General features: G+C 70.9%; 13 protein-coding genes and 1 pseudogene. 8 read left to right on the top strand and 6 right to left on the bottom strand.

All coding sequences use genetic code 11. The features are described from left to right. The 3 genes from HPY23_RS32435 to HPY23_RS32445 form a co-directional block, all read left to right on the top strand. A partial coding sequence (locus HPY23_RS32435) for a sensor histidine kinase (protein ID WP_200601981.1) occupies positions 1 to 2,351 on the top strand: 2,351 nt, incomplete at its 5' end. 91 nt (positions 2,352 to 2,442) lie between these two features. Further along, positions 2,443 to 3,783: an ABC transporter substrate-binding protein gene (locus HPY23_RS32440; protein WP_091884196.1), complete on the top strand. Its 1,341-nt coding sequence runs from the start codon at positions 2,443 to 2,445 to the stop codon at positions 3,781 to 3,783. A 284-nt stretch (positions 3,784 to 4,067) separates the two neighbouring features. Beyond that, entirely contained in the window at positions 4,068 to 5,414 is a 1,347-nt protein-coding gene (locus HPY23_RS32445) for an MFS family transporter (RefSeq protein ID WP_060848144.1), read from the top strand. A 70-nt stretch (positions 5,415 to 5,484) separates the two neighbouring features. On the opposite strand, the gene msrP is transcribed toward HPY23_RS32445, so the two are convergent. Beyond that, entirely contained in the window at positions 5,485 to 6,459 is a 975-nt protein-coding gene (gene msrP / locus HPY23_RS32450; protein ID WP_091884199.1) for a protein-methionine-sulfoxide reductase catalytic subunit MsrP, read from the bottom strand. A 194-nt stretch (positions 6,460 to 6,653) separates the two neighbouring features. Between msrP and HPY23_RS32455 the strand changes: the two genes are divergently transcribed. The 5 genes from HPY23_RS32455 to HPY23_RS32475 all read left to right on the top strand — a co-directional run bounded on the left by HPY23_RS32455 (position 6,654) and on the right by HPY23_RS32475 (position 9,474). Next, positions 6,654 to 6,887, top strand: a complete 234-nt coding sequence (locus HPY23_RS32455) for a hypothetical protein (RefSeq protein ID WP_060848146.1) — start codon at positions 6,654 to 6,656, stop codon at positions 6,885 to 6,887. Between the two features lie 41 nt (positions 6,888 to 6,928). Beyond that, complete coding sequence (gene soxA, locus HPY23_RS32460; RefSeq protein WP_200601982.1) at positions 6,929 to 7,720, top strand: sulfur oxidation c-type cytochrome SoxA; 792 nt, start codon at positions 6,929 to 6,931, stop codon at positions 7,718 to 7,720. 121 nt (positions 7,721 to 7,841) lie between these two features. Further along, a complete protein-coding gene (gene nthA / locus HPY23_RS32465) occupies positions 7,842 to 8,504 on the top strand; it encodes a nitrile hydratase subunit alpha (RefSeq protein WP_091884205.1) in 663 nt (220 codons plus the stop codon). Next, the gene (gene nthB / locus HPY23_RS32470) at positions 8,501 to 9,175 is read left to right on the top strand and encodes a nitrile hydratase subunit beta (RefSeq protein ID WP_091884208.1); all 675 of its coding nucleotides are present in this window, start codon (positions 8,501 to 8,503) and stop codon (positions 9,173 to 9,175) included. Before nthA ends, nthB begins: the two co-directional genes overlap by 4 nt. Beyond that, complete coding sequence (locus HPY23_RS32475) at positions 9,172 to 9,474, top strand: nitrile hydratase accessory protein (RefSeq protein WP_091884210.1); 303 nt, start codon at positions 9,172 to 9,174, stop codon at positions 9,472 to 9,474. The genes nthB and HPY23_RS32475 overlap by 4 nt, the downstream gene beginning before the upstream one ends. A gap of 96 nt (positions 9,475 to 9,570) precedes the next feature. Here HPY23_RS32475 and HPY23_RS32480 read toward each other — a convergent pair whose 3' ends face one another. The 5 genes and pseudogenes from HPY23_RS32480 to HPY23_RS32500 all read right to left on the bottom strand — a co-directional run. Next, complete coding sequence (locus HPY23_RS32480) at positions 9,571 to 9,933, bottom strand: type II toxin-antitoxin system VapC family toxin (protein ID WP_244537514.1); 363 nt, start codon at positions 9,931 to 9,933, stop codon at positions 9,571 to 9,573. After that, positions 9,930 to 10,238 (bottom strand): ribbon-helix-helix protein, CopG family, encoded by a 309-nt coding sequence (locus HPY23_RS32485; RefSeq protein WP_236012861.1) that lies wholly within the window; start codon positions 10,236 to 10,238, stop codon positions 9,930 to 9,932. The genes HPY23_RS32480 and HPY23_RS32485 overlap by 4 nt, the downstream gene beginning before the upstream one ends. Before the next feature lie 20 nt (positions 10,239 to 10,258). Continuing rightward, positions 10,259 to 10,565, bottom strand: a pseudogene (locus HPY23_RS32490) (transposase family protein); the annotation flags it as partial. A 107-nt stretch (positions 10,566 to 10,672) separates the two neighbouring features. Next, positions 10,673 to 11,398 (bottom strand): hypothetical protein, encoded by a 726-nt coding sequence (locus HPY23_RS32495; RefSeq protein WP_139234910.1) that lies wholly within the window; start codon positions 11,396 to 11,398, stop codon positions 10,673 to 10,675. Between the two features lie 290 nt (positions 11,399 to 11,688). Beyond that, positions 11,689 to 12,090 (bottom strand): IS5 family transposase (locus HPY23_RS32500; protein ID WP_200649735.1); only part of this gene is annotated, 402 nt, incomplete at its 5' end.

Raw genomic sequence — 12,090 nt, forward strand, 5'->3', positions numbered from 1 at the left:
GCGCGGACGCGCCGCTCCCCGGCCCCGCCCGGCCCCGCCCGGTCCCGCCTGCCGATGCCGCGCCCGGCGCCACCGCCGAGACGCCCGACCTCGCCTCGATCGCCGGGGCGACCATGGCGGAGTTCGCCGGCCTGATGGCGGTGCCGTTCGCCCAGCTCGGGATGAGCTGGGGCTTCGCCGGCAAGCCGTCCGTCCGGGCGGCGGGTGCCGCCCCGGTGCCGGCTGCCAAGCCGGTGCCGGCCAGCGAACCGGTCGCTCCGGCGCCGCCCTCCGGCGAGACGAATGCCGCCCCGACGGCGCCGGAGGCGTCCGGCGCGGGCGCGACGGACCAGGCGACGCTCCGCGAGGACACGCCCACCGCTGAGGCGGCCGAATCGGACGCTCTGCCGGACACCTTGCCGGATGCCGCCGAGGCGGCGGACCCGGCGGCGGCCGACTCGACACAGGCGCTCGCCCCGGAGGCACTCCCCCCCGAGTCGATGGAGCCTGAATTTCCCGCCGCGCAGGCCATCTCCGAGGCCGAGGCCGTCCAGCCCCCTGCCGACGGGACGTCCGGCGACGAGGCCTCGACCGCGCAGACATCCGCACCGGATCTCTCCGAGACGCCGGCCCCGGCGACCGGGGATCCGGAATCCCCGACAGGCCGGGCGGCTCAGGACGAATCCCCCTCGGACGAGGAGGCGCCGCACGCCGCCGCCCTCACCCTCAACGAGCACGCGGCATTCCGCGAGATCGCCCGGGCGCTCGGTGCCCGCTTCGGTGGCGAACCGGGCGGCCTCGGCGGCGGAGCGCCGCCGCAGGGTTCGCCGGGCCGGGGCGCGGTGACGCCGTTCCGCGGCGCGCAGGCCCTCGCTCGCCTGCCAGAGCGCGGCACGGAGATGGCGCTGGCCCGCCTCGTCGAGCGGCTGCCGGTCGGGATTCTGGTCCATCGCGGCGACGAGGTGCTGCTCGCCAACCGCCACCTCCTGGGGCTCGCGGATTACGACACGCTCGAGGCCCTGGCGGCGGCCGGCGGCCCCGGGGCGATCTTCCGCGGCCGCGATCCGGCGGCGGCGGCCGGCTCCGGCGAGGGTGCGCCCATCGTGCTGGCGACCCGGGCCGGCGGCAGCGTGCCGGTCGGCGTCAGCGTCGCGGTGGTGGAGTGGGACGGGGCGCCCGCCAGCGTCTTGACCGTCCGGCGCCTGCCCGACGCGGATCCGACCCAGTCCCTCGCGGCGGCCGAAGCCCACCTCGCCCACCGCGACGCGCATCTACGCGAGACCACCGCGGTCCTCGACGCGGTCACCGACGGCGTGGTGGTGCTCGACGACGAGGGCCGCGTCGTCGGGATGAACCGGGGCGCGCGGGATCTCCTCGCCGCCGACCCATGCGAGGTCGCGGGCGAGCCGCTGCTCGGCCTGTTCGCGCCCGAGAGCCGGCCGGCGGCCCAGGCCGCCCTGCTGCGGGCGAGCGCCGGCCAGACCGCCACCACCGGCGAGGAGGTGCTGGCGCGCGGGCCCGACGGCCCGCTGCCCGTCCTCCTCACCCTGGCCCCGGTGGCGACCGGAACCCAGCGCCGCGTCGCGGCCGTGCTGCGCGACGTCTCGGCGTTCCGGCGCACCGAGGCCGAGCTGGTTCGGGCCCGGCGCGAGGCCGAGCGCGCCAGTGCCCAGAAATCCGATTTCCTCGCCACCATCAGCCACGAGGTGCGCACGCCGCTCAACGCCATCATCGGCTTCGCCGAGGTGATGCTCGAGGAGCAGTTCGGCCCCGTCGGCAACGAGCGCTACCGCGACTACCTGCGCGACATCCGCTCCTCGGGCGAGCACGTCGTCAGCCTGGTCAACGACCTCCTCGACCTCGCCAAGATCGAGGCCGGCCACCTCGACCTCGCCTTCGCGGGGCTTCCCCTCAACGACCTCGTGGCCGCGTCGGTCGCCCTGATGCAGCCCCAGGCCGCCCGGCAGCGGGTGGTGATGCGCACGAGCTTCGCCGCCGGCCTGCCGGCGGTGCTGGCCGACCAGCGTTCCTTGCGCCAGGCGGTGCTCAACGTGATCTCGAACGCGATCAAGTTCACCGATGCGGGCGGCCAGGTGATCGTCTCGACGGCGACGACCGACCGGGGCGGCGTGGCGCTCAGGGTGCGCGACACCGGCATCGGCATGAACCCGGAAGAGGTCGAGGTGGCGCTCCAGCCGTTCCGCCAGGTCGCCACCGCGCAGACCCGCCGCGGCGGCGGCACCGGCCTCGGCCTGCCGCTCACCAAGGCCCTGGTCGAGGCCAACCGCGCCACGCTGCGCCTGACCAGCCGCAAGGGCGAGGGCACCCTCGTCGAGGTGCTGTTTCCGGCAGGCCGCGTGCTGGAGGCCTGAGACCGCCCGCGGGCGGGGGGCCCGCAGGTGGTCTATCGCCGGGCCGGCCCCGGGCGTAGGGTCAGATCCGACCCGATTCCAGGACCCGGCCATGCCGCCCCGCCCCGTCGCCCTCCTCCTCGCCGTGCTGGCCGCCCTGCCGGGCCCGGCCGTCGCCGCCGAGGGCCTGCCGCTGACCGTGCTGACCGAGCGCACCGGCCCGGCGGCGGCCGCGGGCACGCCGCTCGCCAACGGTCTCGCCGACTATCTCACGATGCTCGGGCGGCGCGACGGCGGGGTCGGCGGCGTCCCGCTCGCGGTCGAGGAATGCGAGACCGGGGGCGAGCCGGCCCGGGCGCTCGCCTGCTACGAAGCCGCGACCGCGCGGGGCAGCATCGCCCTGGTGCCCGCCAGCGCCGACGCGGCCCTGGCGCTGCTGCCGCGCCTCGCCGGGGACCGGATGCCCCTCGTCGCCGCAGGTTACGGCCCGGCCGCGATGGCGCGCGGCGACGTGTTCCCCTGGGCCTTCGCGCCGCCCGCCACGGTGTGGGACGGCCTCGGCGCGGCGCTGGCCCACCTCTCCCAGGACGGCAGCGAGGGCAGCCCGCAGGGGCGCAGCCTCGCCTACCTGCACCGCGACAGCCCGGCCGGGCGCGAGCCGGTGCCGGTGATGCGGGCGCTCGCCGCGGAGGCCGGTCTCGCCTTCCGCGCCTACGCGCTGCCCGACGCACCCGACACGGGGGGTAGCGATCCCTGGCGCGCCGCCCGGGCGGCGGACCCCGACTACGTGATCCTCGACGCCACCGCGGGCCTCTCCGGCACGCCGCTCCGCGACGCGGCGGCGGCGGGCTTTCCCCTCAACCGGGTCGTGACGGTCGGCTGGACCGGCGAGGACGACCTGCTGCGGCCGGCCTCCGGCGCCCGCGACCTCACCGCCAAGGGCCTGCGCGTCGTGAACTGGCACGCGCCCGGCGACAGCTTTCCGGCCTTCGACCAGATCGACCTCCTGGTGGTCGATGCCGGCCTGTCGCGCACGCCCAAGGAGGAGAATTCCGGCCCGCTCTACAACCGCGGCGTCTATGCCGGGGTGATCCTGGCCGAGGGCATCCGCAACGCCCAGCGCCTCGCCGGCCGCGCGCGGATCGACGGCCCCGAGATGCGCCGCGGCCTAGAGGCGATCGACCTCGACCCGGTGCGCTGGAAGGAGCTCGGCCTCGTCGGCTTCGCCCGGCGGCTGCGTCTCACCTGCGCCGACCACAGCGGCCATCGTCCGGCCACGGTGCAGGAATGGACCGGGGCCCGCTGGGTGCAGATCGGCGACGAGATCCCGCCGCCGCAGGCGCTCCTGACGCCGCATCTCGACGCCGTGGTGGCGGCCCAGGCCGAGCGCGTCGCCGGCGAGACCGGGACGGCGGGACCGGCCGCCCGCGCAAGCTGCGCAGGAAGCCCGTGAGCGATTTTGCAAGCATGTTGCGCCGCAAAAACCCATCCGCGTGATTCCGATCGGTTTCCGGCAACTTCTCCCGCCCCGATCCGGCGCCGGCGACGTCCGAAGACAACAGCGTCAGGCCACCCTATCCTTGGGGCATCTTGAGCGGAGATGTCGAAAACACCGGATCGGTGCGCTGCGGGGGCTGTACCCCGGGCCTGCATTCTCCTAGTGCGTTGCACGACGCGCGGGCCCGCGGCCCCGTCGCGCCGCCAGAATCCCACCTCCGGGAGGAGACCGAACCCGCGATGACATCCAGCGTCCAGAGCCGGCAATCCGCCGACGGCCTCGCCTCGCCGAACCCGACCATCGCCGCCTACGACAACAAGGCCCGCATCAAGGCGATCATCGGCTCGTCGTCGGGCAACCTCGTCGAGTGGTACGATTTCTACGCCTACGCCTTCACGGCGATCTACTTCAAGGACGTGTTCTTCCCCGGCTCCGACCCGACGGTGCAGCTGATCAACACCGCGGCGGTGTTCGCCATCGGCTTCCTGATGCGGCCGATCGGCGGCTGGCTGTTCGGCCGCGTCGCCGACCGCTACGGCCGCAAGACCTCGATGCTGATCTCCGTGGTGATGATGTGCGCCGGCTCGCTCGTCATCGCGATCCTGCCGACCTACGCCCAGATCGGGATCTTCGCGCCGATCTTGCTGCTCTTCGCCCGCATGGCGCAGGGGCTGTCGGTCGGGGGCGAGTACGGCACCTCGGCGACCTACATGAGCGAGGTGGCACTGAAGGGGAAGCGCGGCTTCTACGGCTCGTTCCAGTACGTCACGCTGATCGGCGGCCAGCTCCTGGCCTCGCTGGTCGTGGTGCTGGTGACCCTCACCCTCGACGACAAGGCGATGACCGCCTGGGGCTGGCGCATCCCGTTCTTCATCGGCGCCGCGGCCGCCGTGGTCGCCCTCTACCTGCGGCGCTCGCTGCACGAGACCTCGACCGCCGAGACCCGTACCTCGCGCGAGGCCGGCAGCATGGCGTCGATCTGGCGCAACCATCGCCGCGCCTTCCTCACCGTGCTCGGCTACACCGCCGGCGGCTCGCTGATCTTCTATACCTTCACCACGTACATGCAGAAGTACCTGGTGAACACGACCCACATGGACAAGAAGACCGCCAACCTGGTGATGACGGCGGTGTTGTTCACCTACATGGTGGCGCAGCCGTTCTTCGGCATGTTCGCCGACAAGTTCGGCCGCAAGACCGCGATGCTGCTGTTCGGCGGGCTCACCACGCTGCTCACCGTGCCGCTGCTGCACGCGATCCGCGACGCGCAGAACCCGATCCTGGCCTATGCGCTGATCACCGCGGCCCTGATGTGCGTCTCGTTCTACACCTCGATCAGCGGGCTCGTGAAAGCCGAGATGTTCCCGGCCGAGGTGCGGGCGCTCGGCGTCGGCCTGTCCTACGCCATCGCCAACGCGATCTTCGGCGGCTCGGCCGAGTTCGTGGCGCTGACCTTCAAGGAGGCCGGCTACGAGACCACCTTCTTCTGGTACGTGACGGCGATGTGCGCCGTGGCGTTCCTGGTCTCGCTGCAGATGCCCGACAGCCGCAAGTCCGGCTACCTGCAGGGCGACGGGACGGCGTGAGCCGCCCCCGGCCGGGAGCGGATCGGCCGAGGACGAGGCCGGCGCATCGCGGATGCGCCGGCCGCTTTCGTCAGACGAACAGGCGCTCCTTCTCGAGCCCCTTGTAGAGGTCGGCGACCTGCGCGCCGTAGCCGTTGTAGATCAGCGTCGGCACCCGCTCGTCGGTGCCCAGCACCCGCTCGCTCGCCTGGCTCCAGCGCGGATGCGGCACCGCCGGGTTCACGTTGGCCCAGAAGCCGTATTCCGAGGCCTGCAGCCCCTCCCAGAAGGTCTTGGGCCGCTCGGCCGTGAAGGTGATGCGGTTGATCGACTTCACCGACTTGAAGCCGTACTTCCACGGCACGGCCAGCCGCAACGGCGCGCCGAACTGGTTGAGCAGCGGCTTGCCGTAGACGCCGGTGACCATGAAGGCCAGGTCGTTGGCGGCCTCGGCCATCGTCAGGCCCTCGGTGTAGGGCCAGGGATAGAAGAACGCCCGCTGGCCCGGCGCCATCGCCTTGTCCATGAAGGTCTGCATCTGGATGTACTTCGCGTCGCCCTTGGGCTTGGCGAGCGCCACCAGGGCGGAGAGCGGAAAGCCGGTCCACGGCACCGCCATCGACCACGCCTCGACGCAGCGGTGGCGGTAGAGCCGCTCCTCCAGCGCCATCTTGCGCACCAGGTCCTCGAAGCCGATCTCGAACGGCTTCTCGACCAGCCCGTCGATCTTGATCGTCCAGGGCTCGACCTTCAGGGCGTTCGAGCCCGGGGTCACGGTCTTGTTGGTGCCGTACTCGTAGAAGTTGTTGTAGTCGGCACTGTAGCGCTCGGCCGTCAGCGGACGGTCGAGGGTGTAGGCCGGGTTCTGCTTGGCCGGGTAGAGGCCGGTGGTCTTGACCGCGCCCGTCCCCTCCCCCGGCAGGGCCGCGAGCGCCGGCCCGCCGGCCAGCGAGGCCGCGGCGAGGCCGAGGCCGCCGCCGAGCAGCGCCCGCCGGTCGAGGAAGACCGATTCGGGGGTGGCGAGGCGCTCGGGCATCTCCCAGGCGCGCTTGACCTTGATGTGCATGATCCAGTTCCTCAGGCCGCGCCGGCGGCCGGGTCGCGGTGCGGTATCTGCCAGCGGACATCGGGGCGAACGGCCGGCGGCGCAAGTCACAGGTCAGCGAGGCGCGGATCATCGGGGTCCTGCCGCGGCGAAACGCGTATCTCCTGTGCCGGCTTCAGCGGAGACAGGGGCGCGGCCCCATGCGATACCGGGCCATGCCCCCGAAGAAGCCGAAGCATACCGCCTTTACCGTCGCCGTCTCGGCCGCCGATGACGGGGCCAGCGCCCCGGCCTTGCGGGTGTTCGTCGCCATGGCGACCGATCCCCTGGCCGCCGTCGCGGCCGTGCAGGCGGTGGCACCGGAGGCCTCGGTGGAGCTGAGCGGCACCCTGTCCGACCGCCTCGCCGCGCGCCTCAAGCTGCGCCCCGGCGAGGTGCGGCCGATCTGAGCCGTCCGGCGGCGCGCCGGGCAGGGAGGAGCCTCGTCGGCATGCGCGCATCGGTCTCCCGCGTCCTCGGCGCCCTCGCGGGCCTGCTCCTCGGCGCGGCGGCGGCGCAGGGTACCCCGCCCCCCGCCATCCCGCCCGAGGCACACCGCTCCGGCTTCGACCAGATGGCACCCGAGACCCGGGCGATGCAGGCCGACGACAGCGCCAATCCGGGCATGCTCTGGGTTCGCGACGGGGCCGACCTCTTCGCCCGCGCGCCCTCACCCGGATCGCTGCCCTGCGCCGGCTGCCATGCGGAATCGGCGATGCGCGGCGTCGCCGCCCGCTACCCGGCCTTCGACGAGGCGACGGGGCGGCCGGTCGATCTCGAGGGCCGGATCGACCTGTGCCGCACCCGCCACCAGGGGGCGACGGCGCTGCCGCGGGAGGGCCACGACCTCCTGGCGCTCACGGCCTACCTGGCGAACCTCTCGCGCGGCCTGCCCCTCTCGCCCCCGGACGATCCTCGCCTCGCGCCCGCCCGGGCCGAGGGCCGGCGCTTGTTCGCGACGCCGATGGGCCAGCTCGGCTTCTCCTGCGCGGCCTGCCACGACCGGCAATGGGGCCGACGCCTCGGCGCCGCGACGATCCCGCAGGGACATCCGACCGGCTACCCGCTCTACCGGCTCGAATGGCAGGACCTCGGCTCGCTGGAGCGGCGCCTGCGCAACTGCCTCACCGGCATGCGGGCCGAGCCGTTCACCCCGGGCTCGGCGGAGGCCGTGGCGCTCGCGCTCTACCTGGCCGAGCGCGCCGCGCCGCTGCCCGTCGAGAGCCCGGGCGTGCGTCCGTGACGGCCTTGCGTCCGTGACGGCCTTGCGTCCGTGACGGCCTTGCGTCCGTGACGGCCTTGCGTCCGTGGCGGTGGCGGTGTGAGAGCCAGGGGCGTATCCTTCCGCCACCCGGAGGGCCCGCATGGCGCAAGACCACGATCACCACGGTCACGACCACCACGATCATGACCACGACCACCCGCATGGCAGCGAGCTGTCGCCGATGGAGCTGCGGGTGCGGGCCCTCGAATCGATCCTGGTCGAGAAGGGCTACGTCGACCCGGCCACCCTCGACACCCTGATCGAGACCTACGAGACCAAGGTCGGGCCGCATAACGGCGCCCGGGCGGTGGCGCGGGCCTGGGTCGATCCCGCCTTCAAGGCGCGGCTCTTGGAGGACGGCAGCGCGGCGATGCGCGAGCTCGACGTCGGCGGGCGCGGCGGCGAGCACATGGTCGTGGTCGAGAACACGGCCGACGAGCACAACGTCGTCGTCTGCACGCTCTGCTCCTGCTATCCCTGGCCGGTGCTCGGCCTGCCCCCGGTCTGGTACAAGTCGCCGCCCTACCGCTCCCGCGCGGTGATCGACCCGCGCGGGGTGCTGGCCGAGTTCGGCACGGCGCTGCCGCCCGAGACCCGGATCCGGGTGTGGGATTCGACCGCCGAACTCCGCTACATGGTGCTGCCGATGCGCCCCCCCGGCACCGACCACCTCGACGAGGCGGCGCTCGCCGACCTCGTCACCCGCGACGCGATGATCGGCACCGGACTGCCCTTGAGCCCCGACCAGGTGGTGCGCGCATGAACGGCGGACAGGATCTCGGCGGGATGCAGGGCTTCGGCCCGCTCGGCTTGGAGGCGGACGAGCCCTGGTTCCACGCGCCGTGGGAGAAGCGGGTCTTCGCCATGGCGATGGCGATGGGCCTCACCGGCACCTGGAACCTCGATGCCAGCCGCGCCGCCCGCGAATCGCTGCCGCCGGGCGAGTACCTGACCTCGAGCTACTACCGGATCTGGTTCCGGGCGCTGGAACGCCAAGTGCAGCAGCACGGCCTCGTGGAAGCCGGCGAGCTGGCCGCCGGCGCGGCGCTGGCGCCGCCCGCCCCCGTGGCCCGGGTGCTGAAGGCCGAGGAGGTGGGACCGCTCTTCGCCCGCGGCTTCCCGAGCGACCGCCCGGTGGCGACCCCCGCCCGCTTCGCCCCCGGCGACGAGGTGCGCGCCAAGATGATCCACCCGGCGGGGCACACCCGCCTGCCCCGCTACGTCCGCGGCCGCACCTGCACGGTCGAGCGGGTCCATGGCGGCTTCGTCTTCCCGGATTCGAACGCCGCCTTCGCGGGCGAGGCGCCGCAATGGCTCTACACCGTACGGTTCGCCGCCATCGAATTGTGGGGCGAGGACGCGGATCCCGGTCTCACCGTCTCGGTCGCCGCCTTCGAGAGCTACCTCGAACCGGCGCGCAGGACAGCTTCATGAGCCGCCCGCCGGACGCCCCGGTCTTTTCCGCCCCCTGGGAGGCGCAGACCTTCGCGCTCGTCGTGTCGCTGCACGATGCCGGGCTGTTCACCTGGACGGAATGGGCCGAGGCCCTCGGCCGGTCGGGCCACCGCACGGCGGATTACGCCCTGTGGCTGGAGACGATCGAGACGCTCCTCGCCGAGCGCGGCCTCACCGACGCGTCGGCCCTGGAGGCGCGCCGAGACGCCTTCGCCCGCGCCGCGGCGGCGACACCGCACGGACAGCCGATCCTGCTGGAGAACGATCCGGGGGCGTGAGGGTGCCGATGGATCCCCGGGGCTCGGCGGTGTGTGATTAGGGGTCCCGGATCGACCTTTCACCGGGCGGCCCGGCCGGCGGCGTCGTCCAGGCGGTCAGATCGTGTAGGGAACATGCACGTTCGGATCGCCTTCCGAGAAGTCCCGCGTGTTGCGCGTCACCAGCGTCAGGCCATGAGCCTGTGCCGAAGCCAGGATGATTGCGTCTGGCAGCTTGATCTTGCGCGCCCGGCGCATCTGCACCGCCTGCTCGCGGATCGCCTCGTCGATCGCGATGACGGCAAAGCTTTGGTGGAACAGCCGCGTAGCGACGTCGTCCTGTGGGCCCGCGCCGATCGTGACCTCCATCCAGGTCATCACGCTGATCGCGCGCTCCGAATGTCGGGAGAACTCGGCCCGCGCCTGCTCACGACCGACCAGGAAATCGATCAGGATGGTGGTGTCGTAGAGCGGCTTCACCACTCCGCGCGCAACCGGCTCTGGAGTTCGAGGCCGTCGATCGGACGATCTCCCCAGCTCCCGAAGAAGCGATCGAGATCGGATGCGCTCCCGTGCCTGGACACGAACTCGGCGATCAAAGACTGCACGAGAGCCTCGCGCGACATGTGCTCGCGAGCGGCGATCCGGTCGAGGGCCTCGACCTGTTCGGACGGAATTTCGACGGTGGCCGGCATGGCATCCTCATCAATGGTCGCCATTCTAGCAAGCAAGTCGCCGCACGCGAACGACGAAGGCCGCTCCGGGCCGCCAAAGCCCGCGATCACGCTAGGGCGTGTCTGCAAACTCATGAGAGCCAAAGCATGATCATGCCGAGGGTGACTATGGCGAGGTAGTTGGCGGCACGCTTCTCGTAGCGTGTGGCGATTCAGCCGCTCGACCTTGTTGCGATCCCGGTACGCGGCCTTGTCGAAGTCAGGCTGACGCGGCTGATCCTTGCGGGTCGAGATGACCGGCTCGACCCGCCGCTGTTTCAGGCGGCGGCGGGCGGGTGGACTGGAGTAGCCTCGGTTTTCCGCCATCCTGCGGGGACGCAGGGGGTGGGCGGCCGCGCTCTTGTCCATCAGCGCCTCCAGCGCGATCTGCTCGTGCCGCATGGGTGTCCCCCTGCGGGGTCGCGTCCCACTCGCCGCCTTTGGCGGCTCCCCGGACCCGATCCGCGGTTTCGGCCCTTCGGGTGACGGCCACTGAGGCATGCTGATCAGACACCGGCCCCATCGATGAATATCTTGGAGAATTCAGCGGATAGGGACACGAGGCCGGGTACAGCTTTCACAAGCGTATCCCAGTAACTCTTTGTGGCCGGTTTGTCGGGGTTAGTTTTTGCGACGTTTTCGACAAGGGCGTTATACAGCAGGCCGGCAGCTTGGTTGTTGCTGCCGTTCACAATGCGGCCAACCTCAGCGATGATCCGCGCAGCATCTGTCTCGCCGCGTTCGGTAATGGTTTTGAGGGAGTCCATCACAACAGACTTGCTGATGATGTTCCCGCTGCCGAAATTGGTGATGACGTCGCCCATGTGGACATCTCCATTGTAGTGATGACTGGTGGCGGCTTTAGCGTCGGGATCACTCAACCCTTCTACGATGTTCTTCGACCGGGCAAGCCACATAAGCATGAGGTTGGATTTATCAAAAAACCCTTCCCAGTACTCCGCATTAGGTCGTTTATTATTGTTTACGTATGTCCAGAGCGGCTCCCATAACCCGGCCGGGGGAGGATCTCCTGCCCGCCGGGTGATATAATGCTTTATAGCGATCTCGATCGAGTCGAGATCGGCGTCTTTGAGCCATACATCATACACGTCCGGAGCATCATGGTACGGAACTCCGTGCTTGTCTTCATTCATCTTTCGGCGGGCAAAATTTCGGAAGTCTCGAACGTGCTTCTCAACACGTTCAATGGCCCTGACAATGCCAATCGTCACGGAAGGGGTCTCCTGCCTCTCGGAGGATATCAGGATGCCGTCCGTTCATTTCCAGGGTGCGGTGCGCTCGGCCCGGCCGTCCGGCGGTGGGCTAGCACTACAGTTGCAGGCGCCGATTTGACCCGACATCGGCAGATCCAGCCAACGTAAGCCGAGGTCGCTCGGCGCCGGCTGGGAAGCGGCTTGCAACTATAGTGCTAGGTGGTCCAAAGCGTCGCATCCCGCCCACATGGGCGCTGCCCACGCCCATGTGAACCTCTTTGCAGAGACGCCCTAGGCGGTGTGGACAGTTACCGCAGCCACATGACAATAGCCGCGATGGTGACCATGGCGGCGTAGTTGCGGGCTGTCTTCTCGTAGCGTGTCGCGACGCGCCGAAACTGTTTGAGCTTGGCAAAACAGCACTCGATTAGGTGACGCTCCTTATAGAGGGCTGTGTCGAGCTCATACTTCTTGGATCGCGAGGGATTGTTCGGGATCACGGCCGTCGCGCCGTTGCCAGCAATGGCCTCGCGCAGCTGATCACTGTCGTAGGCCGCATCAGCCAGGACAACCGCAGCAGGGAGATCCGCCAGCAGCGCCTCGGCCTGGGGCGCATCGCCCTTCTGGCCCGCCGTGATGACAAACCGAACCGGACAGCCCAGACCGCGCACGGCCAGGTGGATCTTGGTGCTCAGGCCGCCACGGGATCG

The sequence above is a fragment of the Methylobacterium ajmalii genome (genome assembly GCF_016613415.1).
GTDB lineage: Bacteria > Pseudomonadota > Alphaproteobacteria > Rhizobiales > Beijerinckiaceae > Methylobacterium > Methylobacterium ajmalii.

What these genes read in the sequence shown, in the direction of transcription:
- HPY23_RS32475 (WP_091884210.1), top strand. Translation starts at nt 9,172, where the DNA reads ATGAGCCGCCCGCCGGACGCCCCGGTCTTTTCCGCCCCCTGGGAGGCG.
- nthB (WP_091884208.1), top strand. Translation starts at nt 8,501, where the DNA reads ATGAACGGCGGACAGGATCTCGGCGGGATGCAGGGCTTCGGCCCGCTC.
- HPY23_RS32440 (WP_091884196.1), top strand. Translation starts at nt 2,443, where the DNA reads ATGCCGCCCCGCCCCGTCGCCCTCCTCCTCGCCGTGCTGGCCGCCCTG.
- HPY23_RS32445 (WP_060848144.1), top strand. Translation starts at nt 4,068, where the DNA reads ATGACATCCAGCGTCCAGAGCCGGCAATCCGCCGACGGCCTCGCCTCG.
- msrP (WP_091884199.1), bottom strand. Translation starts at nt 6,459, where the DNA reads ATGCACATCAAGGTCAAGCGCGCCTGGGAGATGCCCGAGCGCCTCGCC.
- HPY23_RS32455 (WP_060848146.1), top strand. Translation starts at nt 6,654, where the DNA reads ATGCCCCCGAAGAAGCCGAAGCATACCGCCTTTACCGTCGCCGTCTCG.
- soxA (WP_200601982.1), top strand. Translation starts at nt 6,929, where the DNA reads ATGCGCGCATCGGTCTCCCGCGTCCTCGGCGCCCTCGCGGGCCTGCTC.
- nthA (WP_091884205.1), top strand. Translation starts at nt 7,842, where the DNA reads ATGGCGCAAGACCACGATCACCACGGTCACGACCACCACGATCATGAC.